The organism is Salipaludibacillus agaradhaerens, from assembly GCF_002019735.1.
Taxonomy (GTDB): Bacteria; Bacillota; Bacilli; order Bacillales; family Salisediminibacteriaceae; genus Salipaludibacillus; species Salipaludibacillus agaradhaerens.
Window position 1 is genome coordinate 3,696,563 of record NZ_KV917378.1, and the last position, 23,932, is coordinate 3,720,494.

At 38.2% G+C, this 23,932-nt stretch carries 23 protein-coding genes and 1 riboswitch; of the genes, 14 read left to right on the plus strand and 9 right to left on the minus strand.

The window, feature by feature from the left end:
- Positions 1–61: 61 nt before the first annotated feature.
- Genes BK581_RS16935 through BK581_RS16955 form a run of 5 tightly spaced genes read left to right on the plus strand, consistent with a single transcriptional unit; the run spans position 62 to position 4,753 of the window.
- Complete coding sequence (locus BK581_RS16935; protein ID WP_078579279.1) at positions 62–886, plus strand: sulfite exporter TauE/SafE family protein; 825 nt, start codon at positions 62–64, stop codon at positions 884–886.
- A gap of 42 nt (positions 887–928) precedes the next feature.
- A complete protein-coding gene (locus tag BK581_RS16940) occupies positions 929–2,335 on the plus strand; it encodes a bifunctional metallophosphatase/5'-nucleotidase (protein WP_078579280.1) in 1,407 nt (468 codons plus the stop codon).
- A 33-nt stretch (positions 2,336–2,368) separates the two neighbouring features.
- Positions 2,369–3,448, plus strand: a complete 1,080-nt coding sequence (locus BK581_RS16945; protein WP_078579281.1) for an HD-GYP domain-containing protein — start codon at positions 2,369–2,371, stop codon at positions 3,446–3,448.
- Positions 3,449–3,476: 28 nt separating this feature from the next.
- Positions 3,477–4,271: a thymidylate synthase gene (locus tag BK581_RS16950; RefSeq protein WP_078579282.1), complete on the plus strand. Its 795-nt coding sequence runs from the start codon at positions 3,477–3,479 to the stop codon at positions 4,269–4,271.
- Entirely contained in the window at positions 4,268–4,753 is a 486-nt protein-coding gene (locus BK581_RS16955; RefSeq protein ID WP_078579283.1) for a dihydrofolate reductase, read from the plus strand. The genes BK581_RS16950 and BK581_RS16955 overlap by 4 nt, the downstream gene beginning before the upstream one ends.
- A gap of 781 nt (positions 4,754–5,534) precedes the next feature.
- Here the strand turns inward: BK581_RS16955 and BK581_RS16960 are convergent.
- The 3 genes from BK581_RS16960 to BK581_RS16970 are packed head-to-tail and all read right to left on the minus strand — an operon-like array spanning position 5,535 to position 9,192.
- The gene (locus BK581_RS16960) at positions 5,535–6,041 is read right to left on the minus strand and encodes a PadR family transcriptional regulator (RefSeq protein WP_078579284.1); all 507 of its coding nucleotides are present in this window, start codon (positions 6,039–6,041) and stop codon (positions 5,535–5,537) included.
- Between the two features lie 6 nt (positions 6,042–6,047).
- Positions 6,048–8,513, minus strand: a complete 2,466-nt coding sequence (locus tag BK581_RS16965; RefSeq protein ID WP_078579285.1) for an ABC transporter permease — start codon at positions 8,511–8,513, stop codon at positions 6,048–6,050.
- Positions 8,482–9,192 (minus strand): ABC transporter ATP-binding protein, encoded by a 711-nt coding sequence (locus BK581_RS16970; protein WP_078579286.1) that lies wholly within the window; start codon positions 9,190–9,192, stop codon positions 8,482–8,484. The genes BK581_RS16965 and BK581_RS16970 overlap by 32 nt, the downstream gene beginning before the upstream one ends.
- A 477-nt stretch (positions 9,193–9,669) precedes the next feature.
- Between BK581_RS16970 and yunB the strand changes: the two genes are divergently transcribed.
- The 3 genes from yunB to BK581_RS16985 all read left to right on the plus strand — a co-directional run bounded on the left by yunB (position 9,670) and on the right by BK581_RS16985 (position 14,073).
- On the plus strand, positions 9,670–10,476 hold the full coding sequence (yunB, locus tag BK581_RS16975) for a sporulation protein YunB (protein ID WP_078579288.1): 807 nt from the start codon (positions 9,670–9,672) through the stop codon (positions 10,474–10,476).
- Positions 10,477–10,552: 76 nt separating this feature from the next.
- Positions 10,553–10,733: riboswitch (Lysine riboswitch) on the plus strand.
- Positions 10,734–10,827: 94 nt separating this feature from the next.
- Positions 10,828–12,384, plus strand: a complete 1,557-nt coding sequence (locus BK581_RS16980) for a Na+/H+ antiporter NhaC family protein (protein WP_078579289.1) — start codon at positions 10,828–10,830, stop codon at positions 12,382–12,384.
- 339 nt (positions 12,385–12,723) lie between these two features.
- A complete protein-coding gene (locus BK581_RS16985; RefSeq protein ID WP_078579290.1) occupies positions 12,724–14,073 on the plus strand; it encodes a sodium-dependent transporter in 1,350 nt (449 codons plus the stop codon).
- Between the two features lie 67 nt (positions 14,074–14,140).
- Here BK581_RS16985 and BK581_RS16990 read toward each other — a convergent pair whose 3' ends face one another.
- Positions 14,141–15,151 (minus strand): M23 family metallopeptidase, encoded by a 1,011-nt coding sequence (locus tag BK581_RS16990; RefSeq protein WP_078579291.1) that lies wholly within the window; start codon positions 15,149–15,151, stop codon positions 14,141–14,143.
- A 281-nt stretch (positions 15,152–15,432) separates the two neighbouring features.
- Between BK581_RS16990 and lipA the strand changes: the two genes are divergently transcribed.
- The gene (gene lipA, locus BK581_RS16995; protein WP_078579292.1) at positions 15,433–16,311 is read left to right on the plus strand and encodes a lipoyl synthase; all 879 of its coding nucleotides are present in this window, start codon (positions 15,433–15,435) and stop codon (positions 16,309–16,311) included.
- Between the two features lie 335 nt (positions 16,312–16,646).
- On the opposite strand, the gene BK581_RS17000 is transcribed toward lipA, so the two are convergent.
- The gene (locus BK581_RS17000) at positions 16,647–17,237 is read right to left on the minus strand and encodes a YhcN/YlaJ family sporulation lipoprotein (RefSeq protein WP_078579293.1); all 591 of its coding nucleotides are present in this window, start codon (positions 17,235–17,237) and stop codon (positions 16,647–16,649) included.
- Positions 17,238–17,380: 143 nt separating this feature from the next.
- On the opposite strand from BK581_RS17000, the gene BK581_RS17005 reads away from it, so the two are divergent.
- Positions 17,381–17,671, plus strand: a complete 291-nt coding sequence (locus BK581_RS17005; protein WP_078579294.1) for a YutD family protein — start codon at positions 17,381–17,383, stop codon at positions 17,669–17,671.
- 92 nt (positions 17,672–17,763) lie between these two features.
- Here BK581_RS17005 and BK581_RS17010 read toward each other — a convergent pair whose 3' ends face one another.
- The 3 genes from BK581_RS17010 to glpX are packed head-to-tail and all read right to left on the minus strand — an operon-like array spanning position 17,764 to position 19,331.
- On the minus strand, positions 17,764–18,015 hold the full coding sequence (locus tag BK581_RS17010; protein ID WP_078579295.1) for a hypothetical protein: 252 nt from the start codon (positions 18,013–18,015) through the stop codon (positions 17,764–17,766).
- 51 nt (positions 18,016–18,066) lie between these two features.
- Positions 18,067–18,333 (minus strand): DUF3055 domain-containing protein, encoded by a 267-nt coding sequence (locus tag BK581_RS17015; RefSeq protein WP_078579296.1) that lies wholly within the window; start codon positions 18,331–18,333, stop codon positions 18,067–18,069.
- Positions 18,334–18,353: 20 nt separating this feature from the next.
- Positions 18,354–19,331 carry a class II fructose-bisphosphatase gene (gene glpX / locus BK581_RS17020; protein ID WP_078579297.1) on the minus strand — a complete coding sequence of 326 codons (978 nt, stop codon included), beginning with the start codon at positions 19,329–19,331 and terminating at the stop codon, positions 18,354–18,356.
- Between the two features lie 172 nt (positions 19,332–19,503).
- Between glpX and BK581_RS17025 the strand changes: the two genes are divergently transcribed.
- From BK581_RS17025 to BK581_RS17035, 3 genes are all read left to right on the plus strand, one after another.
- A complete protein-coding gene (locus BK581_RS17025; protein WP_078579298.1) occupies positions 19,504–19,950 on the plus strand; it encodes a DUF86 domain-containing protein in 447 nt (148 codons plus the stop codon).
- Between the two features lie 129 nt (positions 19,951–20,079).
- Positions 20,080–20,724, plus strand: coding sequence for a helix-turn-helix transcriptional regulator (locus tag BK581_RS17030; protein WP_245829124.1), 645 nt, complete (start codon positions 20,080–20,082; stop codon positions 20,722–20,724).
- Between the two features lie 118 nt (positions 20,725–20,842).
- Positions 20,843–21,604, plus strand: coding sequence for a TIGR01457 family HAD-type hydrolase (locus tag BK581_RS17035; protein WP_078579299.1), 762 nt, complete (start codon positions 20,843–20,845; stop codon positions 21,602–21,604).
- A 557-nt stretch (positions 21,605–22,161) separates the two neighbouring features.
- On the opposite strand, the gene BK581_RS17040 is transcribed toward BK581_RS17035, so the two are convergent.
- Positions 22,162–22,653, minus strand: coding sequence for a phosphatidylglycerophosphatase A family protein (locus BK581_RS17040; RefSeq protein ID WP_078580001.1), 492 nt, complete (start codon positions 22,651–22,653; stop codon positions 22,162–22,164).
- Between the two features lie 154 nt (positions 22,654–22,807).
- Here BK581_RS17040 and yutH point away from each other — a divergent pair, with 154 nt between their 5' ends.
- On the plus strand, positions 22,808–23,884 hold the full coding sequence (gene yutH, locus BK581_RS17045) for a spore coat putative kinase YutH (protein ID WP_078579300.1): 1,077 nt from the start codon (positions 22,808–22,810) through the stop codon (positions 23,882–23,884).
- The last annotated feature ends 48 nt before the right edge of the window (positions 23,885–23,932 follow it).

The window sequence follows — 23,932 nt, forward strand, 5'->3', positions numbered from 1 at the left end:
ACAGCGGATAAAATCGTGACATGATCAAAATCTTACTATGTTCTAGAAAGCAGGCTTATATATGGAATGGGTTATATTGGCATTTATAGGGCTTATTGCTGCCATATTAGGGAGTATAATGGGCCTTGGTGGAGGAATTATCGTTGTTCCGGCTTTAATGCTTTTAGGAGAATATTCAGAAATTTTAAACGGGATAACGCCCCAAGTAGCTGTTGGAACATCGCTTTTAGTGATGATTTTTACTGGGCTATCATCAACACTCGCTTATTTAAAGCAGAAAAAAGTGGATGTGCAAAGTGGCCTTATTTTTTTTATCGGAAGTGGACCAGGTGCGTTATTTGGCGTGTGGCTTAATAAAGGGATGAACGTAGATGTGTTTCTAATTGCCTTCGGATCATTTATTGTCATTGTTTCCTTTATATTAATGGTGAGACGTTATGTCAAGCCGATAAAAATGGCAAAGAGAGGCATTAAACGAAGCTACCAAAACCTTGACGGAAAGATGGTTATGTATGGCTATCATCCATTTATTGCGATTACCATCGCTTTTTTTGTAGGCATGTTTTCTGGCTTGTTTGGAATAGGTGGTGGCTCGCTCATGGTTCCTGCTATGATTTTACTCTTTGCTTTTCCTCCACATTTAGCTGTTGCCACCTCCATGTTTCTCGTCTTTTTGTCGGCTATAGTCAGCTCAATTTCACATATAAGTTTAGGGAATGTTGATTGGTATTATGCCATCGCACTCATTCCAGGCGCATGGATAGGAGGGCAAGTTGGCGCTGCAATCAATCGACGTTTGACAAGTGATACTGTTGTTCTCATGCTTCGCATTTTCCTTATTATTATTGGTGTCCGTTTAATATATCAAGGTCTAGCAAGCTTGTAATGGCATATGTTTTAAATATTAATTTAGAAGGTGGGAGGCTCATTGTCCAACGAAATAGTAAGAATACTACATACAAATGACCTACACAGTCAATTGGAAAACTGGCCTGCTGTTACTAAATTGTTAAAAGAAAAAAAACAACACGCTTTAAGTCACAATGAGCACGTCCTGTTGTTTGATATTGGCGACCACTGTGATAAAGTTCATCCCATGACTGAAGCGTTAGCTGGAAAAGGGAACGTGGCGCTTTTAAATAATATGGGATATGATGGTGTCACAATCGGGAATAACGAAGGGATTACCTTATCCAAAGAGCAATTAGACCATTTATATGATGAAGCTAAATTTCCTGTTATTTTAAGCAATTTAATATATGAAGACGGTAGCTATCCAGAGTGGACTGTTCCGTATAAAATTTTCACATTGTCGTCAGGTGTTTCTATCGGCGTAACAGGTGTGACGATTTCTTTTCCACTGTTTTATCATACGCTGGGCTGGCGGGTGACAGAGCCATTTGCTGCATTAAAACGCACAGTTGCGAGGTTGAGCGAGAAAGTAGATGCGATTATATGTTTATCCCATCTAGGTTTAAAAGAAGATGAAAAAATGGCCAATGAAGTTTCTGGGATTGATGTCATACTAGGGGCACATACCCATCATGTCTTGGAAAGAGGAAAGAAAGTAAATAATACGTGGATTAATCAGGCAGGACGTTCAGGTACTCATGTTGGAGACATACAATTATCGTTTAAAGAAAATGAAAAAGGGGCGTTTAGTCTTTCAGTAAATCATGTTCAATCTATAAAGGTAAATTTAAACGAACGTGATGCAGAAACAGAAAAGCTTCTTTCAAAATTGGCGAAACAAGCCGATAATATCCTTAAGGAACCTGTGACACATTTAGCAGAATCATTGGAAGTTCAATGGTACCAACATAGTGATTTTCCGAAACTACTGGCTGAAACATTGAGGGAATGGTGCCACGCAGACTTGGCCATGGTTAACTCAGGAGTGCTATTAAAGAGTTTGGAAATTGGCCCGGTCACGTTAGGAGATCTACATGAGTGCTGTCCCCATCCAATTAACCCTGCAAAGGTTGTTGTATCAGGGGAGAATTTGATTAACATTTTGCACGAAGCGCAAGAGGAGAGAATGATACACTTTGCGTTAAAAGGCTTTGGCTTTAGAGGCAAAGTGTTAGGATATATGGTGTTTGACAACTTAAGAATTGCAAAAGGCGCGCCAGCCCTTAATGAAAAGAGTATTTTTATCGGAAATAAGCCATTACAAAGAGACCGTAATTATACACTCGCCACAGTTGATATGTTTACATTAGGGCAACTATATCCTGCCATTAGCACGTCGACTAAAATAGATTACTTTATGCCGGAGTTTTTAAGGGATCTACTCGCTTGGAAACTAAGAACCTTTAAGACACCCTCCCGTTAAAGAGCCTATTACATAGAAAGGAACGGGGTTTTTATGAAATTGATGCCTTTAGATAAAATAACGCATGAGGCCCGTCTTGCTGAGCCTATTTATAATGAAGAAGGAAAAACATTATTAAATCGGGGCATGCTGTTATCAGAAAATGTTGTGGAGCGTTTAAAAGAAAAAGGCGTCACATTTGTGTATATTGAGGATGAAGTAACTGCTGACCTTTATCCGGAAGAATTGCTTACGCCACATGAACGTCAACAAATGTTGACTACCATTCATAAGAATTTCAATGACATTTCCAATAAAATGTCAGAGGGTGCAACAGTTAATATGGATGAGTTTTCCCAATCATTTTCAAAAGTCATTAAAGAAATCTTAGAAAAAGTAGCGGCCAATAATGAAGCCATTTCGTTACTGACCAATGTTATCTCGTTCGACTCATCGATTTTTCAGCATTCATTAAACGTTTCAGTTCTTTCACTTGCATTAGGCAAAAAACTTAAGCTTAATATGTATGAACTGTATGAGCTTGGGCTAGGGGCCTTATTACATGATATAGGAAAGCTTGGTATTCCAGCTGACATCTTAAATAAAACGGATTCATTAAGCGATGATGAATATGAGACTATAAAAGCCCATACGATAATAGGCTTTGACATGATACGTAAATGTGGCACATTACCATTATTGGCAGCTCATTGTGCGTATCAGCATCATGAAAAAGGAGATGGCAGTGGTTACCCTCGACAATTAACTGCAAATGAGATCCATTTGTATGCTAAAATAATTAGTATTGCCGATGTCTTTGACGCGGTCACATCAAATCGTGTTTATCGTAAAGCTCTCTTACCTCATGAAGGTTTAGAGTTACTTTTTAGCGGGGCTAACAGCGTGTTTGATCAACAATTAGTAGAATTATTTGCCAAAACAGTGGTCATTTATCCAATTGGATTAGAAGTGCAGCTAAGTGATGGGCGGGTCGGGATCGTGGCTAAAACACATGCGCATTTACCATCACGTCCTGTTGTGCGAGTGGTGACTGATAGCACGCAATATGACCTTGATTTGTCAAAGGAATTAGGGGTGACGATCTCTGCCTGTGAGCAGCCACTGATAGGTTAAGTCATCATATTAATAAGGGGGATATGTCATGCAAGCTTACCTCAATCTTTGTAAGCATATTTTAGAAAATGGCACGAAAAAAGATGACAGAACAGGTACAGGAACGATTAGTACATTCGGTTATCAAATGCGTTTTGATTTAGGAAAGGGTTTTCCAGTCTTAACGACAAAAAAACTAGCACTTAGAGCGATTATTCATGAACTTCTCTGGTTCATCAAAGGTGAGACAAATATTGCTTATTTAAAAGAAAATAATGTTCGGATATGGAATGAATGGGCTGATGAGAATGGCGATCTTGGTCCTGTATATGGTAAGCAGTGGCGTTCATGGCCTGCCCCAGATGGTCGTACGATTGATCAATTGGGAGATGTTATAGAACAAATTAAAACGAACCCTGATTCTCGCAGATTGCTTGTCAATGCCTGGAATGTAGCAGATATTGATAAAATGGCGCTCGCTCCTTGTCATTGCTTATTCCAATTTTATGTAGCAGATGGGAAATTGTCCTGTCAATTGTATCAGCGGAGTGCGGATGTCTTTTTAGGTGTGCCGTTTAATATCGCATCATACGCATTATTAACAATAATGATTGCCCAAGAATGTGGCTTAGAGCCAGGAGACTTTGTCCACACATTTGGTGATGCTCACATCTACAATAATCATGTTGAACAAGTAAAGCTCCAACTGACACGTGAACCTCGCCCTCTTCCTGAAATGCGATTAAATCCAGAGCGGAAGAAGATTGAAGACTTCACAATAGATGATTTTGAACTAATAGGCTATGACCCGCATCCTCATATCAAAGGGGAAGTGTCAGTATGATCGCAATGATCGCTGCTTTTTCAGATGGACGAGTTCTAGGTAAAAATGGGAAGATGCCGTGGCATCTTCCCGCTGAATTACAGTATTTTAAACGTGTCACCAGTGGGCATCCTGTGCTTATGGGACGGAAAACATTCGAATCCATCGGCAGGCCTCTTCCGAATAGACGGAATATTGTCCTCACACGCAATGAAAGTTTTACGGCGGAGGGAGTTGAAGTCTTCCATCATATAGAGGATGTTAAGCCACTGATGAAGGAGCAAGAAGAATTTTTTGTGATCGGCGGCGCGACTCTTTATGAAACGCTACTAGATAAAGCCGATCGTTTGTATATTACAAAAATCCATGCCTCATTTGAAGGTGATACGTTTTTTCCTAAAATTGATGAAGACGAATGGAAAGAAGTGTCTCGTCAAGAAGGAACGGTGGATGAAAAAAATCCTTTGGCACATACGTTTCATGTTTATGAACGTTTAAAATAGGTGCTTTAAAGAATACTCAAGTTAAGTCTGCCTATTTCGAGAAACTTGTAAGACGGTCACCAAACCTTAGTTTTTAATCTATTTTGATATAATCGCCTCCGTTATATTTGTTTGTATGGTTAACTTACATTAATACAACGGGGCGATTTTTTAAAAATCAAATAGTCATAGATAAAACGCCTTCAATCAGTAAGTGTTTTCGTACTTATTCCCCTGATTGGTCGTTGAGTGAATCAAGACATTAGCGTGCGTTAGCTCTCCTCTCTATTGTGAGTCGGGAGTTTTACGGACGTTTATCTGTTGATAAACCAGCACAAAAGAGTAAAAAATACGACTCCAGTGAGGTTTATCGCAGTCTGACAATCCACTTTGATGATACTTCGTAGGTATGAGTGGAAGGCAATTTCACGGAAAACGGCTGCGTGCATGGATTTGAGTAACATTTATCTCTTATAAAATAGGATGCCGTAAAAAATTGGTTACTTTACCGACTTTTGGGATATCCCTATTTTTCTTAAATTTAACGGTTTGAGAAATGTACTTGTTAATTTTTGTGACCTGGTTATATCAAAATTACATTTCATAAATTTAGTATATAAAGAATATTGAAATTGATGGTTATAGAACCTTTAAATTAAATATGCTGGATGGTAGTTGAATATAATATTCATTAACTTATATTTGGATAACTCTTCCTAAAGGGTTAGTCGAAAAATAAGAGATTTTAGCACTACCAAAAAATAAATAGACAAAGGCTTTTAACAGGAATACCTTACTAGAATTATGGTCTATTTCGATTTTCCACTTGATTTATCCAGTTTAAATCTGCTTCTAAATGCAAAAGGGTACTAGTGATTAATAAATACCTATTCTCGTCCCCTTGAAGAAGAAATTCTGTTTTAAATTTAGTCAAATCCATAACATCTTTCATTATCATCGCTTTTTGTTGATCAAGCATTTCATTTTCCTGTTTGAAGTCAATCTTACGAGCACAACTCCATTTAAAATGAAAATCTTCTTTAGTAGAATGATAGGGTACTGGTTCCAGTAACCATTTTTCCAACTCTTTATTACCTTTCGTCGTTATTTCATAAAATTTTCTTTCTTGGTCATCCATTCCTACAGATATGACAAGTTGATCACGTATTAGACGGTCTAGAGTCGTATAAATTTGACCAGGATTAATTTTCCCTTTAATCCCAAGGAGGGATTCTAGTTCTAGTTTTAATTCATATCCATGATTTTTTTGTAAATATAGCATTGTTAATATTCCATATTTCACCGACATATTTGTTCAACCTTCTTTGAGTGATGATATAATATCTATTCTACTCGCTGTAGCACTTGAAATCCAGGAAGCAAGGAGACTCAGGCAAACTCCAGCAATCAGTGCTAGAATAATATTCCCGACAGGTAATTGAAAAGATATAAAACCTCCTAATAGTTCGGATTGGCTAGTTGTATAAAGTAAAACTATACCTGAAATTATACCACCAATAACCCCTGACAATCCTATGAGTAAACCTTCTCCAATGATCATCTTTTTGACTTGCAGTTTCGTAAATCCAAGCGCTCGCATTGTCCCTATCTCAGAGGTGCGCTCTAATGTATTCATTAATAAAGTATTAGCTGTACCTATGCTAGCTAGCCCGATAATTAAAACTAGCATAATCAGAATTAATTCGTTCATTCCAGAAAATGCTGAAGTAGTTGATTGTATTTCATCTTCTATCGTTTCAACTTCTGAGAGGTGAGTGCTGAAATCCAGCCATAACTGATTTCGTAATTGTTCACCAGTATATCCGTCGTTTAAAGTTAATAAGATATCGAAGTGATTTGTCCAACCAAATTCATTATTTAAATGATTCTCATCCATAAATCCAACATAGCCTGAGTAATTCGATGTTTTCACTACATCAAGGACTTCAAGATGCTGTTTACCTGAGGGTGTATTAATGTAAATATATTCTCCTATATCTCCACCCCATTCATTAAAAGCTCTTTCCCCGAGGATAACAGAAGGTTCCTTTGCTAGTTCATAATACAATTCCTCTTTATTAGAACTCTCAAATAAGGTTGGTCCGGCTTCATCTACAGCAAAAATGGAAAATTGTCTCGTCTCCTCATCGGTGGTTACCCATGTAATTGGCGTAGCTTCCGTTAAAGGCTCAACGTTTACAACAGCATCATACAAAAGTAGCTTTTCTCTATCCTGTTTAGACCAAGGCGCTTCTGATGAAACTCTCAGGTCTCCGCCATACGTATTTCTGATTTCATTTTCATAACCTTCAGGTGCGGATTCAATAACAGCACTTAGTAATAATATCACTGCAATCCCCACAGCAAGAATAGCGGCAGTATTAGCATTTCGATTTAATTGTTTTGTAAGGCTTTGCGCCGCCAGACTTCCAGAGTATCCGAAGAATATTTTTATAATAGGCCTAAATATACATATCAGACCAAGTAACAGTAATGGAAACATCAATATGACACTTGCTAAAATCGCTAAGTAAGAGATGGGGTGATCGATAAATACAAAAACAAGCAAGCCGACACCTACAATTGCCCTAACTATGTATAGGCTTCTCAATGATTGGGGTTGGTTTGCCATTTTTAGTGTCAATAACACAGAGGTTTTCCCAGCATTGTAAATAGGAAATAATGAAGATAAAACAGGGAATGAAATTCCAATTAATACAGCTATTAATACAGGTATTTCCCAATTTAATGTGTAAACCATTTCAAATTCAAATACGCTTAGTAAAGTTTGCATGAACATATCCCCAAGCAAAATTCCTATAGGCACCCCAATAGCTGTACCTATTATTCCCAACAGTAGTACTTCAATTAGAATAAGTCTGGAAACGGAACTTTGTAGATATCCGAAACTTTTCATGATTGCAAATTCTTTTTTTCTCTCCATGACACTTGTATAAATCATATTAAATACAATGAATCCGCTAATAAACATGGATAACCCCGCGATTAAGTAAAAGAACGTATATAGTCCCCCTATGTCGTTACTTTGTCGATCATCCGCGACAACTGGTTGTACATATACATTTGAATGACTAAATTTTTCCTGTAGAGATAGAAAAAGTTGCTCTCCTTCTTCATTTATTTGAAATCTTACATAGGAAAGTTCGTCTTCCATACCCGTCCATTCTTGTAATAATTCAAGTGGAGCCATGATTCGGAAGCTGGTTGATTCAGCACGCTCCCAATTACCCGGGCTTGAAAGCAATTGTGTATATTCAACAATGGCGGAAACCTTAGCTTCTCCCAAATTGGTAAATCTAATTGTATCTCCTACCTCTTTATTTAACAGTTCTGCAACAGCTTTTGGGATCACCAAACCTTCATTATCCAAACTCCCTTCGATAACAGGAAGTTTCAGTAAAGAGCTGCTCTGATCATTCACACCTGTAATTCGGACGGATCTTTGATTTAGAGATTGATCACCCTCCAACTCAAAAAAAGCTTGTTTATCAAGCGCAAGCATGGTTTCTGTTATAATTGGACTAGTTAAAACTGACGAAACCATATCCACAGAGTAAGAATGTTCATCGCTTAGAATCCAATAATCGGCATTTGCCACATACATTTCTTCATAATAATCGAAAACATCATTTGTGGTTTTGTTTGCAATAAGCATAGATGTTACAAAAGCTACACCTAAGATTATCCCAAGTAGGGAAATAAAAAACCTTTTTTTATTTTGTGTTATATTACGCCATGAAATTTGCCACATATTTAGCAAAATCATCATCCTTTCTAGAAATCACTTGCTCAATAACGCCATCTTTAAATAGAATAATTCGATCCGCAACCCCAGCTGCAAAAATATCATGAGTTACCATGATGATTGTTTGATTATTTTCTCGATTGAATCTTGATATTAATCCGAGTATTTCGTCGGCTTTCCCTCTATCTAAATTTCCTGTCGGTTCATCGGCTAATAAAACAGAAGGTTCATTGACTAACGCCCTGGCTATGGCAACTCGTTGTTGTTGACCGCCACTCAGCAAATTAGCACGCTTTGGACCAAGTTCTTTCAATCCGATAGAATCAAGTAATTCTATAATAATTTGGTTATTCTTTTTACCATCTGCATGAAGAGGGAAAGCTATATTTTCCTCTACACTTAATGTAGGGAGCAGTTGGTAATTTTGAAAAATAAAACCTAGGTATTTTCTACGAAATATAGTTCTTTCTTTTTCCGTCATATTACTTAAATTACTCTGATTTATTACTATATCTCCTTCAGTAGGGACATCAAGCCCCCCTAAAAGTTGGAGTAATGTACTCTTTCCAGAACCACTTGGTCCCATTACAGCCACAAATTCGCCTTCTTTAACATTCAAATCAAAGCCCTTCAAGACGTGTGTTCTTTCTTGTCCCTGTGTAAATTCCTTTTTCAAGTTTCTAACCTTTATCATGGGTTAATTCCTCCTATTCTTCTAATGAAATTATATACTAAGTATATAATTTTCGAAAGAGGAATCGTTTTAATTTCTTTATACATTATATGTTAACTATAAATATCTTAAATATCATATATCCTAAATATCATATATACTTAATATGTATGGTATTTAGGGGAGATACCCATCCATAAAGTTTGAATATTTCTGCTGTTGACTTTAATATAGTCGGAACAATTAGCTAAGTTATTGACGAAATTAGGTATTAAAAAATTACGCTTCACGGTTTAAGAGATACTCATGCATTATTCTATTTTCTCAAGACATAAAATATTGAATATGTATCCAAACGATTAGGACACAAACATACATACTACACAGAATTATTATCTGGAACTTAACGCCTTGAGATAAATCCCCCAGCACTCTACAATATATTTCGTTGTACAATCCTCCTTTGTTGCATAGATATTAAAAGAAGGGGGAATGACCATGTTAACTCTCCGCACCATTCGGCCGCGCCGTAAAAAGAAAGGACCTCTTCCATTTCGTTATGTCTTTATGATCTCTTTAATCATTTTTATTATCTTGACGGTACAAGGGTTAATAATCGTTGAGAAAGGGGTCCGACCTACATTATTAGCCATTGCTAAAACGGAAACGCAACGTATTGGGACACTGGCAATCAATGATGCCATTTCTCGACATATTTTAGAAGATACTGATATGGAAGACCTTGTGGAATACGAAAAAGATGATGAAGGCAATGTGATTCTTGTTCAGTATAATCCCGTTATTTATAATCGTGTTTTACAAGAAACCACGAAGAGAGTACAAAATTATTTAAATGATATTGAGCATGGACGCGTGCAAGATATGCGTATCCCAAATGAAGTTGATGTAGATCGAGATGGAGCGACCTTTTCGGAGGACGGTATTATACATATGATTCCATTAGGTCAGGCGACTAACAATGCATTGTTGGCGCACTTGGGGCCGAGAGTGCCCGTCAGATTATCAGCAATCGGGGATGTGAAATCACAATTGAAGGAGAATATTGTCCATGTGGGGATTAACAACACTTACATGAGTGTATCAGTTGACATTGAAGTGGATGTTAAAGTGGTCATTCCATTTGCTACTGATACAGAAGTGGTGAAAACATCGATCCCTGTAGCGATGGTGTGGATTCCTGGTGAGGTACCAGACTTTTATGGTGGAACAGGTGGAGAAGGTGGTATGACACCGGCAGTCATCCAGCGACCAGAAGAGCTAGACATAGAAGATTCCATTGACTAACTATTGAATTATGACCGTTATTTTGATATTATAGTTCTCGGTCTAATAATTAAATACTGTCAGCATACCTCATCAAGAATGGGGTAGAGGCGCGAAATTTATGAGTAATGATCAAGAGCTAGGACAGCTATGAGGGGTCATGAAAGGAAATTTTGCCGAAGCATTTTATTTCGTCCAAAATAAAGGAGCTGGGGTTGCATTGAATAAGTGCAACACTGTCACTTTCGGGAAGACCGGAGTGGAGGACTACTTTTTACCTTGACGAGGATGATTTTCCTGACTTCAATGAAGCAGCAAGAACACACCTCTTGCTGCTTTTTGTGTTGGTATTTTAGAGGAGGAAAGAGAAAAATGGAACATGGTATTTTATCATTACTACCGCCAATTTTAGCATTAGTAATGGTTATCGTGACAAAAAGAGTCCTATTCTCCCTAGGGGTAGGGATCGTTGTAGGTGCCCTTATGATTAACCAAACTGAAGAACTATTTATTAATCAGGCATTGTCGCAAGTTGGAACAATTGTGACAAACATCTTTTATGTTGATGGTGGGATAAACACTTGGGAATTTTATATTATTTTATTTCTTTTAATTTTAGGGATGATCGCGTCTCTTATTTCCATAAGTGGCGGAAGTCGGGCATTTGGAGAATGGGCCTTAACAAAATTTAAAACCCGTATTAGCGTTCAAATAGCATCGGCTGTTCTCGGTCTGCTCATCTTTATTGATGATTACTTTAATAGCCTGACAGTGGGAAATGTAAGTAGGCCTTTGACGGATAGGCATCGTATTTCGAGAGCCAAATTAGCTTATATCGTCGATTCGACGTCAGCACCAATTTGTGTTATTTCTCCTGTTTCTAGTTGGGGAGCTTCCATCATTACAATTATAGCTGGCATATTTGCAACACATAATTTCACAGAGTATGGTTCTCTTCAAGCCTTTTTACTCATGGGCCCAATGAACTTTTATGCTGTTTTTACGATCTTGTTAGTTTTTGCAGTTGCTTATTTTAAATTGGACTTTGGCCCAATGCGCGTGCATGAAAATAGAGCTCTCTCAACTGGAGAAGTAGTGGATAAAACAAAAGGTCCTATCCCTGGGGATAGCAACTTAGATAAGAATGATAAAGAAGGTTATGTTGGAAACCTATTGTGGCCTATTGCAGCACTTATCATGTCTACAAGCATTTTTATGGTTATCACTGGTATAGAAGGGACAGAAGGTAGTGCTACATTATTAAAGGTATTTGAAAATACAGACGTGGCAGCCTCATTATTATATGGTGGTCTAGTTAGTTTAGTGATTACAATTGTGATTGTGTTAGTTCGTAGTCTATCGGTGAGGGACATGGGGATCGGCCTTTGGGCCGGTATTAAATCCATGCTTCCGGCAATATATATTCTCATATTTGCATGGACGATTATAGAAATTATTGGTGAGTTGGGCACTGGACAATTTTTGGCAGGCATAGTGGATGAACATGTATCACTTGCTCTTTTGCCAGCTTTACTATTTGTCCTAGCAGGTGTGATGGCATTTAGTACTGGGACGTCGTGGGGAACATTCGGTATTATGCTTCCTATTGCTGGTGATATAGCGGCCGCCACAGATATGTCTTTAATGCTTCCAGTATTGGCGGCTGTTCTTGCAGGGGCAATATTCGGGGATCACTGCTCACCAATTTCGGATACAACTATTTTATCGTCAACAGGTGCAGGTAGTCATCATATTGATCACGTATTAACGCAATTACCTTATGCGCTCATAACAGGAGCTATATCCATTTTAGCTTTCTTAGCCTTAGGGGTGACAGGGAGTTTATGGTTAGGTTTATTAGTTGGTGGTATTTTATTTACTCTCACCGTCTTTTTGCTACGCATCATCACCTTACGATTATCCGTTTAATGGTAAAAGATAAACGATTCCGTTCCAGTCTAGGCTGGAACGGTTTTTTGCGTGCAAAATAATGAAATAAAAGGCGTGTATACATTATGACTGTAAAATAATATATTATCGGGGCCGTGATTATTTATGAAAACCCTATCTAAATAAATTCCAATTTTTAGATTTTTATATAATATTCCGAAAATACTTTACTTTCAATTATCTGATAACTATAATAAGATAACGTAAGTTAAATCATTTACCTAGATGTTGATAATTTTTAAGGGGGAAACTCGTGCCATTAGTCGGTAAATGTATCAATAAAAGTCACTTTGTAAAAGAGAGAGAGGAGTTAGTAACATGAACAATGGGAGAGAAAGATGGGCTAGTGGACTTGGATTTATTCTTGCGGCTGTTGGCTCAGCGGTAGGATTAGGAAATATTTGGCGTTTCTCGTACGTAACGGGGGAAAATGGGGGAGCTGTCTTTTTATTAATTTATATTTTATGTATTTTCCTCATAGGGCTTCCAGTATTACTAGCTGAATTTTCTATAGGTCGTAAAGGCCAAGCTGACGTCGTGCAGTCATTTAGTGCAACGACGCCCTCAAAGGTGTGGAAAATAGGCGGTATACTCGGCGTATTTACATCATTTTTAATTTTATCGTTTTATGGCGTCATAGCTGGTTGGATCAGTTATTTCTTGTATAGTTATATAACAGGAACAGCCGGAGCTGTACCTGAAGGTGAGTTCGGTGATTTCTTTGGTGAATTTATTAGCGGAGACATAGCACCTGTTTTTTGGCAGTTTTTGTTTATGGCGTTTGTTATTGCTATTGTGTTCTTTGGTGTTAAAAAAGGGATTGAACTTTCAAATAAAATTTTCATGCCATTATTAGCTATCATTATCATAGTCCTATCAGGTTATAGTTTAACACTCGATGGTGCTGGAGAAGGGTTGTCATTTTTATTCTCTCCTGATTGGAGTGTATTAAAAGATCCAAATGTTTATTCTTCAGCTATAGGGCAAGCATTTTTTACTCTTTCCCTTGGGATGGGGATCATGATCACTTACAGTAGTTACTTGCCGACAGAAAGTCGTCTTCCCCGTGCTGCAGGACAAGTTGTCGTCTTGGATACCTTGTTTGCAGTCATTGCAGGTGTCATGATTTTCCCAGCGGTGTTTACATTCGGTTTAGATCCTGCTGGAGGTCCAGGTCTTATTTTTATTACTCTTCCTGAAGTCTTTAATCAAATGGGCACAGGAGGCACGATGTTTGCCATACTTTTCTTCTTCCTCGTTGCCATTGCTGCCTTATCATCAGCTATTTCGCTGTTGGAAGTTAGCGTCTCTTACCTTATGAGAAAGATGAATTGGGAGCGTAAAAAAGCGACTTTAGTAGCTGGTGTTGTTGTCACATTGGTTGGAATACCTTCTGCTTTAAGTCAAGGTGGTTCACTTAGCGAGTATACGTTATTTAATTTGCCATTCTTAGATCTTATAGATACGATTACTGACCAGTATACGTTACCACTTGCAGGTCTTATTATTGCCCTATTTGTTGGGTGGGGATGGAACAAAGTAGATGCCCTTAAAGAAACGGGTCTCACTAATTCAATAGTAGGGACTATCTGGATTTGGTTTCTACGCATAGTAGCACCTTCAGGGATTTTATGGATACTGGTGATTAACATTAGGAATTTATTTTAACTGTTTAAATTCGTCAAGCTCAACGGCTAATCCGTTGAGCTTGTTGTATTGAGGACGTATAAATCGCTTATTGCCGCTTTTTTTCTTCCTTTTCCCATTTTTTAAGGAGGGGATAAGGATCAAAAGACCACTCAGAAAACCCGTTGTCCCTGTACATACCATAATGAAGGTGGGGAGGAAACTTACCTTGTGTACCTTCTTTTCCATAGCCGGAGCTTCCTACATAGCCAATAATATCCCCAGGTTTAACGACTGTTCCCTGATCCATCCCTTTTTCAAAAGCGCTTAAATGGGCGTAATAGTGATAAACATTATTAGTATCGCGAATACCGACTCGCCACCCGCCATATTTATTCCAGCCCTTCAGCTCAATAATGCCATAAGTAGTCGATTTTACAGGGACTCCGTGATTGGCAAAAATGTCTGTCCCCTCATGAATGCGTCTACCTCCCCAGCCTCTTGCGTTTCCCCATGTACTGTTATAGCTGTAGTTAGCACGTAATGGAAGAGGGAATGCTCTTTCCCTAACATTTAAAGAACCAATTGTTTTGTAGGTTTTAGCGTGACCTATTATCATTTGCACTGCCTTGTCCCTTTGATAGTAATCCCAGAGGCCAATGCGAATATCTTTTTCTTTAAATCCGTATGTTGACAAGTAGGAAGCGAATGTCCAAAGGATGTCTTCATCATTTTCTAAATCGGCTAATCCATCGCTGTTACCATCTTTACCTATTCCTCCAAAAAAATCAATCGAGCTAAGTTGTTGATCATCCTGATTAGGGTTCATTTCTCCTACCCATTTTTCTTTTGGGATGTGGATAGCAATAAGTCCTTCTTCTTTAGGTAATGCCTTTTTTGCCCGACGTAATCCCCGCTCATAACTATCAACAGCGGCAAAATAGTACCATGGTATGGACGTTTCTGCTTCCGTTTTTAAGTAAAGTGCCATTCGTTGTTTATAAAGTTCCTCTAACGGTAAATCATCTGACAAAGCAGCAGATGAAAGTATGGGAAAGGACATCACGCATGAGGCCATAATAAACAATATAAGAAGCGCTGTATGTTTGATTTGTCGCATCATAATCTCCCTTCAGTAAGTTTTGAAAAATGAGAAGGCCTAGCAAAGTAAAAATCACTATAGCTACTGTTAACAATTAAATAGAAACATCATCATATCTTGTTTTAATGTTTATGCTTTGAAAACATGACATCTGGCGCTTTTCTTATATCGTGTCAAAAAAAAGCTGATTTCATTCGTCTGTATGTGAGCAAATTAATTCTTTGAGATCTGTTTCACAACGTGTTACAGTAAAAATTGAGATTATGCAGAAATATCGGAAAAAAGGGAGCGTGAAGAGCTTGGCAAAGCAAGCAGAACATGTCCGAAAGCCTGATTGGTTAAAAATTAAGCTAAATACAAATGAATCTTATACTGGTTTAAAAAAATTGATGAGAGACCAACGGTTAAATACAGTATGTGAAGAAGCAAAATGCCCAAATATTCACGAATGCTGGGCGGAACGAAAAACCGCCACTTTTATGATTTTAGGAGATATCTGTACGAGGGCTTGTCGCTTTTGTGCCGTAAAAACAGGCCTGCCAACCGAGTTAGATGAGCAAGAACCTGAAAGAGTTGCTGATTCAGTAAGTATTATGGGATTGAAACATGTGGTGATAACGGCAGTAGCACGAGATGACTTGAAAGATGGTGGCGCGAAAGTGTTTGCTGAAACAGTTCGTGCTGTTCGACGCAAAAGTCCTTTTACAACGATAGAAGTTTTGCCATCAGATATGGGAGGTAAGGAAGAAAATTTAAGTACATTGCTAGAGGCTAACCCGAATATCTTTAATTATAATGTCGAAACAGTACGTCGGCTAACACCGAGGGTTAGAGCGAGAGCTACATATGATCGCACGATGAAAGTGTTAAGAGAAGCAAAAGAGATGAAGCCAAGCATCCCTACGAAATCGAGCTTGATGATAGGGCTAGGGGAAACAAAGGAAGAAATTATGGAGACAATGGATGACCTTAGAGCTGTAAACGTGGACATCCTAACGATCGGCCAATATCTTCAGCCGACAAAATCTCATTTAAGTATTGAGAAATATTGGACACCAGAAGAATTTGCAGAATTAAAAGACATTGCTCTTTCGAAAGGGTTTAAACATTGTGAATCTGGCCCACTAGTTAGGTCTTCATACCATGCAGATGAACAAGTTAATGCGGCAAAGAAATAAGCTTCCATACCCTTACAGTAAAAAAGACAGGATTTTAAAATCCTGACTTTTTTTACTTTTTAGGTGATTATTGGATGTCGGTCTGAATCATAATAGATCTGAATATGTCAGCTTTCATCGATGGTCACTAATTCGCTGAAAGCGTCTCACATGAATAGGTTCAATTAATAAGCCAATTAAGTTGAAGTCAATAAATATAAATTCACTGATGAAAAAAAGATAGTAAATTTCAGTATGATGATGTGTCATACTAGTACTTAGAAAAAAGTATGGCTTTCGCTTTAAAAAAAGAGGCATCCGCAAAAGATTATCTCTTTTCGGATACCTTTGATCATTTAATTATCTGTTGGATCTTCACCTTGAGGGAAAGATTTCATTTGCTCAATCGTTTGTTCTAAAGCGTCACTTTCAGCTTGGTTTTCTGAATAGTGCCCTTTAAAACGTTCGATATCGTTCATAAGTTGTGGTTCGTCTGCGACGTACACATCATAATACGATGGAACGACAGACATAGCGGTTTTTTTCACTTGATCAGCAACTTTAGTTCGATTATCACTGTTAGATTTGTAAGCAATCAATACGTGCTGACTTGTAACGAGAACGCCAGCATCTTCCACATCAGGGATGATAGCAACCATTTCGCTAATACTTTCAGCTAAAAGGGGCCGATCATAAACGGCATAACCTGGCATCCTTTCTTCACTTGCAGCTTCTTTTGTATGACGTTCATAACCATATTGAATATAGGGAGTTGGATCATCAACATTTTCTTTATTAATGGCCTGACTCGGTTCTACTGTTTGGTATCCTCTCATAAAGTTAAAGGCTTCCCCATTATTATTGTCGGGTGTATTTCCACACCCTATTACTGTTTGACTCATAATAGTGACTAATCCTGCTAGGATACATAAGCGTCTTTTAATCATTTTCTACACCTCCGTATGATTAGGATGTGCAATTTTCTTTCGTGAATTTTGGTAATTTGAGGTTGTTCGATGTGAACTAAATATTGAAATTTTCAAGAATATAAGGCACTATAGAAAGAGATTATAAAGGAAGGTGTCCAATCATGATTCGTGTGCAAAGTAACAGTTACGAAGTCGTGGAAGATGTAAGAAACGGATGGTCTGAAGAAGCATTTAAAGAAAGATATAGTGATGTTTTAAATAAATACGATTATATTGTGGGAGATTGGGGATACGAACAGTTGCGTCTTAAGGGCTTCTTTCATGAAGAAAATCGAAAGTTTGGCCATGAATCCAAAATTGGCTTTCTGCCAGAATATTTGTATGAGTATTGTAACTTTGGATGTCCTTATTTTGTTATAAAAAAGGTGAACGAGACAAACGAGACTAGTTAAAACCCGTTACCGCTCAGGGTGATACAGGGGCGGTAACGGGTTTGGTTGAGGTTATAAAAAAATGAGACGTTTTCCCGAACGTCTCATAAGTGTTAATCGTCATTTTCCCGACTGTCGTGGGTCGGATGTGCTCCTGGATCTTTCCTTTTGTTCCCTTCATGCAGCTCGCGGTTTTCATAGGTAAAGGCACTGATTGCTCGTCTGTCAGGCTTGAGGCCGTTAGTACTTGCTTCAGAAGGAGCATAAGGAGAACCATAGGCCCCATCAGGAGTACCCTCTGGAATGATTTCTTCGCGATTCTTCTCAACAGCTTGAAAATCTTTTGTGTCAGGGTCTTTACTCATAAATAAGCACCTCCTCACCATAGTATGGCGCGGAGGTGCTTTCTCATACCTTTAAATGATTTCGTAAAGAAACTCTCGTAATTCTTGTCCGTCTTCCGAATTTAGTTCAAATACCGTCTCCAAATAATCGTCTTCTTCGAGGTCATCGGTTCCAATAATCGCGTAACGACTTGATAACATATTAAGGACGAGCTTTTTACCGTAATATCTTGTCGTGGTTATGATAGCAAGGTCAAAACGCTGATTTTCCCCCATGAAACTAACGAAGCGAGTTTTCGTTTCTTCTGAGTCATCGTATAGAAAAAAACGTTCAGTCACGCTATGTCGTCACTCCTATCTTACGTATTTTCAGGCATGACTAAATGAGGTTTTTTATTCAAGCGGTGATGGGCTTTAATATACCGGACGGTCCCTGTCTTTGCCCTCATGACAATCGTATCAGTCTCTACAAGATCCCCACCTAGGAATCGGACACCTTCGAGTAATTCACCAGTTGATACACCAGTAGCGGCAAAGATAGCGTCATCTCCCTTAACGAGATCATTAAGCATCAACAATGTGGTGGGATCTTCAAGCCCCATCTCTTGACAACGTTTATACTCCTCATCATTCATCGGGACTAAGCGAGCTTGCATATCACCGCCCAGTGCTTTAATGGCAGCTGCTGAAATAACGCCTTCCGGGGCACCGCCTGTTCCTACAAATAGATCTATACCTGTACGTGGTAATGCTGTCACAATAGAAGCTCCTACATCACCATCTCCAAATAGTTTAACACGGGCCCCTTTGTTTTGGATACGTGTAACTAATTCTTCATGCCGTTCTCTCTCTTGAATAATAACTGTCACATCACGAACTCTTTTATTATTCATTTTCGCTACTATGTCGATCGTTTTTTCAATAGGGTCAGTTAGCCTAACTAACCCAGCAGCTTCTGGTCCCACTACAAGTTTTTCCATGTACATATCCGGGGCATGCAGCAATGTACCGCGGTCTGCTACAGCAATCACTGCCATCGCATTAGGATGACCTTTTGCTACGATATTGGTGCCTTCCAGTGGATCGACAGCAATATCTACTTCGGGTCCGTTACCTGAGCCTAGTTCTTCTCCGATATAGAGCATTGGTGCTTCATCAAGCTCACCTTCACCAATGACGACTGTTCCTTTCATAGTGACGGAATCAAACATCGTTCTCATTGCTGTTGTTGCAGCGTCATCAGCTTCGATTTTTAATCCTCGTCCCATCCACTGAGCAGATGCTAATGCTGCTGCTTCGGTTACACGTACAATTTCCATTGCTAGTTCTCGATCCACAATGACTCCTCCAGTAGTTTAAAGTTATAATAAAAGTAGCTTTTTAAAATCCTTCATCATAATACCAAAAAAAACACACGAAATAAATCACATTTTTAAAAATAGTGTATATTTTTTCGGCGTGGTGCTACTAATGTGATATACTATTTCGGCTGGAAAGGGGTAATATTAGATGTATTTTGTTGACAGAGAGCTACTAGAAAAAAGATTAACGTACTTTGACGGTTTAGTCTCTGATTTTAAACAATTACCAAGCACACTTGATAAGGAAACCTCACTTATGACGGAACGCCTCTGCCATATGATGATTGAGGTCATTATGGATGCTGGTAATCAGATGATTGATGGTTTTATCATGCGAGATCCGGGTAGTTATGAAGATATTATTCACATATTAGTCGATGAGCATGTCCTATCTGAAAAAGAAGGTAAAGATATCGCTTCGTTAATACCTTGGCGCAAGGAATTATTGCAGAACTATACAGAGCTGGATGTAACTAAGTTATTCCATGCTTTTCAACATAATATAACAAGCCTTAGCCATTATCCTGACCGATTAAAAGTGTATTTAGAACATGAACTTGGACCTGTTTCAGCTTTTCTACCAAAAGAAAAATAACGGATGATGACGACTTAGTGAAAAAGTGAACAAACTTTGTACGTATTACGTCAATTTTTCAAACTTTTTACTTTCTAAATTTACTGTTATACAAACCTTCGATACAATGGTAGGGAAGGATGGTGAGGAATGATGGCCACTAAAACCACCTCAACACGCGATCAGATCTTAGAGCTGTTGAAAAAAAACAGGCAAATGACTGTATCAACGATTGCCAAGGCGTTAAGTATTACGGAGATGGCAGTACGTCGCCACTTAAATACGCTGGAAAGAGACAATATAGTTGAAACCACTTTATTGCGCCAGGCAATGGGGCGTCCTACAAATGTGTACCAATTATCTACTGATGGACAAGAAATGTTTCCAAGGGATTATAGTGCCTTTTCAATTGACATATTACGGCATATTCAAGAACAAGAGGGTCTCGAGAAAGTGAAAGAGCTGTTTAATTACCGGAGACGGGCTTTAAAGCTTCGTTATGAAAAAAGAATGGTGTTAAAAGATTTTCCAAGTAAGATCCGTGAGTTAGAAAAAATCCAGAATGAATTAGGTTATATGGCGGAAGTAACAGAAGAAGAGGACGGTTCTTATTTATTTAAAGAGTTCAATTGCCCTGTTGCAGCTGTTGCTAGAGAATTTCCGATGTTATGTGAAGCGGAGATCGGATTGTTTAAGGACCTTCTTAACACAGACAGTATTCAATGTCATCGGTGTATGGCAACTGGACAAGAGATTCATTGTTATTATAAAATCAAGCAAACAGATATAAATTGAACGTCACTCTTTTGGAGTGACGCTCTTTTTTCGATGATTGTCGGTTAAACGTTCTACTTAGAAGTTGTGAATGAAAGCTGAAGAACGTTTAAAACTGACACAAAACTAGGAGGCGTTTATGCATTATAAAGGTTATTTAATTGATTTAGATGGCACGATGTATCGCGGAGAAGAAAAGATTGATGCCGCATCTCGTTTTGTAAAGCAGCTGGCAGAAAGAAAGCTTCCTTATCTTTTTGTGACTAACAATTCTTCACGAACCCCAGAAGATGTGGCAGCAAAGCTGCTGGCAATGGATATTCCTGCTAAACCAGAGCACGTTTTTACGACGAGTATGGCTACTGCTCGATACATAGAAGAGAACTATGGGAAAACTGATGTTTATATGATTGGTGAAGAAGGTTTAGAACAGGCTTTAGAAGCTCAAGGTCATAAGCTAACAGATGTCGATCCAGAAGTCATTGTTATGGGAATCGACCGGAATCTTTCTTATGAAAAATTAGCTAAAGCCTGTCTAGCTGTGAGAAACGGAGCGGCTTTTCTATCTACAAATGGGGATACAGCCATACCCACAGAGCGGGGATTGTTACCAGGGAATGGTTCTATAACTTCAGTGGTTCATGTTTCTACAGGTGTAACGCCTCTTTTTATCGGTAAACCAGAATCAATCATCATTAATCAGGCGTTAGAGGTTTTAGGCACCCAAATTGAAAATACGTTAATGGTGGGAGACAATTATCAAACGGATATTATGGCAGGCATTAATGCGGGAATGGATACATTAATTGTTCATACAGGCTTCACAACACCTGAACAATTAAAAATGGAAAAAACGCAACCGACATATGCTGTAAACTCATTAGATGAGTGGCGTTTTTAAGAACCAAATGAATGAGATACCATGGATGTCAAAAAAGTAAGCTTAATAAAAGGTCTATGTGTGTCTTTTTCATAATGATATTTTTAAAGCAATAGCATGAATAGTATGTAATAAAATTTTATTTAATATATGATGCTGGTGATAAAACGAACCTTCAATCAGGGGGGATTGCGTTCTTCTCCCATTGGGACATTAACGTCCATTATCTCCAGCCTACATAGCTCTCTTCTCTATTTTGAGGGTGGACGGTTTAAGGATGATAAAAAGTGGATGAAATGTAAGACGGCGACGCTCAGAGGATGAAGCGTAGTCTGAGAAGCCACATTTGTTAGGGTTTACCGAACTTTAGCTGAAGACAAGCCTCGGAAAAGCGTCCGTTTGAAAAGGTCACAGTCACTATTCGAATAGTGACAGCTTAATTTGAGTTATGCACTAGAAAATATCATGCTGGTGCCATACGATAACTTTATAAAAATTGATGAGCAGGCCTTCTTTTTAGAAAGCCTGCTCCCTTTGTTAAGAGAGTTAGTCTTTTTTATTGATCTTAGAGTTATTCGCTAGTTTTCTCCAGCTTCCCTATGGGCAAGTCGGCTTGAAGCTGCTGCTGCAATAGCTCCAACAATATCATCTAAAAATGTATGACAGCCAAACGATTTGTCATTTAACTTTTCAAGTATACCTGGTTTCACTTTATCAATGTAGCCATAATTGGTAAAACCAATTGAACCATAGACATTGACAATAGATAAGGCAATGATTTCATCAATGCCGTAAAGGCCTTCATCACGTTCAATAATATCTTGTAAAGGTGATGTCAGTTTTTTTTCTTCTGCTAACTTATCTAACTGAATCCCCGTTAATATAGCGTTATGAATTTCCCTCTTGGTTAAAACACTATCCACATTTTCTAAACAATCTTCCAGTGTCAGTGAAGGATAATATTTGGATTGCAAAGTGTATACAAGCTCTGCTATATCATTCAGTGTAACACCTCTTTCTAACAGCCAATTTCTAGCTGTTTCTTCTATCATGCCTTTCTGCTTTTTCATCACGTTGCGCACCTTCTTTTAATAAATGATGTTCTTTGCGTTTAGTGTATTCACAGACTTTGAAGATATACTGTAAATTCGCACAATGTGGGCTTTTGCCACATAAACTAATTGGAGAATACGATAGAGGATAGAATGAGGAGTGTGAATAGCGTTGCTTGAGAGACAATTGTATGATTATTATCGATTAGATAGTGATAACATTATGTATATTAATGATGATATTGTTGTGTCAGCAAAAGGAAAATTATATTTAATTCGACCTAGCCGTTCCATGATCAACAAGAAAAAATTTGCGGAGCAATTGAGAATGCTAGAACACTTAACGGTTAGAGGAGAGTTTCATTTATTGATCCCAGTGAAGGCAGAAGGAGGCAACTACGTTTCGTTAATTGATGGTCAAGAATCAGTTCTGTTTGAAATAGTAAATGACTTTTCTGCTACACCTTCAGTGGATACCTCGATTGGAAGGAAACTTGCCCAATTTCATATAAGGGGAGAAGACTATGAACCCTCATTTTCATCGTGGCAAGGAGTTGCCTGGTTGGCTTGGCAAAACCGTTGGATAAAGCGTTTAGAACAGCTGGAGGGTTGGTTTGTTAAAAAGCAGACAGATGTCCATAAAACGTCTGCCGATGAGCTGTTCCTCCTCAGTTTCCCTTATTTTTTGGGGATGAGTGAAAACGCCATACAGATGCTGACGGATATGCAGTTAAGTCATGCCTTTATTATACGAGAAGGAAAAGGTCATACCATTTGTCATCAACGTTTTGAGGAGAATACATGGTTGACTTTAGATAGCCACCATATTTCATTATACAAAGTGCCGACAGATTTTATCTATGATCATCTGACACGGGACATTGCAGAATATATTAGATATATTGCCACCACATCTGCTCCCTTATTTGAAAAAAAGAAACGAATTCATCTGTTTTTAACTCGTTATTCTCACGTGCGTGTATTAGAAACTGTGGATAAAACATTGCTATTAGCTCGTCTTTGTTTCCCGATTCATTATTATGATGCTATTGAAGCCTTCTATCAAACAATTGATAGCAGGAAATTAAATTATTTAGAAGAGGACATGTACCGTATAATCAATGAAGCAGATGATTATGAAGCTATTCTAAATAGCGTGGCAGCTTATTGTTTTCCGGAAGGACGTAGCAGGGAGATTATGCCCGAATGGCTTTTGAAAAAATCCTCTTATACTTCTGACCACCTTTAACTACAGAATTTGATTATCATTCACCACTAGTGATAATGTGAGGAAGTA

Excerpts from the sequence above, each read along its gene's own strand:
- BK581_RS16935 (WP_078579279.1), top strand. The coding sequence starts at position 62 with ATGGAATGGGTTATATTGGCATTTATAGGGCTTATTGCTGCCATATTA.
- BK581_RS16945 (WP_078579281.1), top strand. The coding sequence starts at position 2,369 with ATGAAATTGATGCCTTTAGATAAAATAACGCATGAGGCCCGTCTTGCT.
- BK581_RS16950 (WP_078579282.1), top strand. The coding sequence starts at position 3,477 with ATGCAAGCTTACCTCAATCTTTGTAAGCATATTTTAGAAAATGGCACG.
- BK581_RS16955 (WP_078579283.1), top strand. The coding sequence starts at position 4,268 with ATGATCGCAATGATCGCTGCTTTTTCAGATGGACGAGTTCTAGGTAAA.
- BK581_RS16960 (WP_078579284.1), bottom strand. The coding sequence starts at position 6,041 with ATGTCGGTGAAATATGGAATATTAACAATGCTATATTTACAAAAAAAT.
- BK581_RS16970 (WP_078579286.1), bottom strand. The coding sequence starts at position 9,192 with ATGATAAAGGTTAGAAACTTGAAAAAGGAATTTACACAGGGACAAGAA.
- yunB (WP_078579288.1), top strand. The coding sequence starts at position 9,670 with ATGTTAACTCTCCGCACCATTCGGCCGCGCCGTAAAAAGAAAGGACCT.
- BK581_RS16980 (WP_078579289.1), top strand. The coding sequence starts at position 10,828 with ATGGAACATGGTATTTTATCATTACTACCGCCAATTTTAGCATTAGTA.
- BK581_RS16985 (WP_078579290.1), top strand. The coding sequence starts at position 12,724 with ATGAACAATGGGAGAGAAAGATGGGCTAGTGGACTTGGATTTATTCTT.
- BK581_RS16990 (WP_078579291.1), bottom strand. The coding sequence starts at position 15,151 with ATGCGACAAATCAAACATACAGCGCTTCTTATATTGTTTATTATGGCC.
- BK581_RS17000 (WP_078579293.1), bottom strand. The coding sequence starts at position 17,237 with ATGATTAAAAGACGCTTATGTATCCTAGCAGGATTAGTCACTATTATG.
- BK581_RS17005 (WP_078579294.1), top strand. The coding sequence starts at position 17,381 with ATGATTCGTGTGCAAAGTAACAGTTACGAAGTCGTGGAAGATGTAAGA.
- BK581_RS17010 (WP_078579295.1), bottom strand. The coding sequence starts at position 18,015 with ATGAGTAAAGACCCTGACACAAAAGATTTTCAAGCTGTTGAGAAGAAT.
- BK581_RS17025 (WP_078579298.1), top strand. The coding sequence starts at position 19,504 with ATGTATTTTGTTGACAGAGAGCTACTAGAAAAAAGATTAACGTACTTT.
- BK581_RS17030 (WP_245829124.1), top strand. The coding sequence starts at position 20,080 with ATGATGGCCACTAAAACCACCTCAACACGCGATCAGATCTTAGAGCTG.
- BK581_RS17035 (WP_078579299.1), top strand. The coding sequence starts at position 20,843 with ATGCATTATAAAGGTTATTTAATTGATTTAGATGGCACGATGTATCGC.
- BK581_RS17040 (WP_078580001.1), bottom strand. The coding sequence starts at position 22,653 with ATGAAAAAGCAGAAAGGCATGATAGAAGAAACAGCTAGAAATTGGCTG.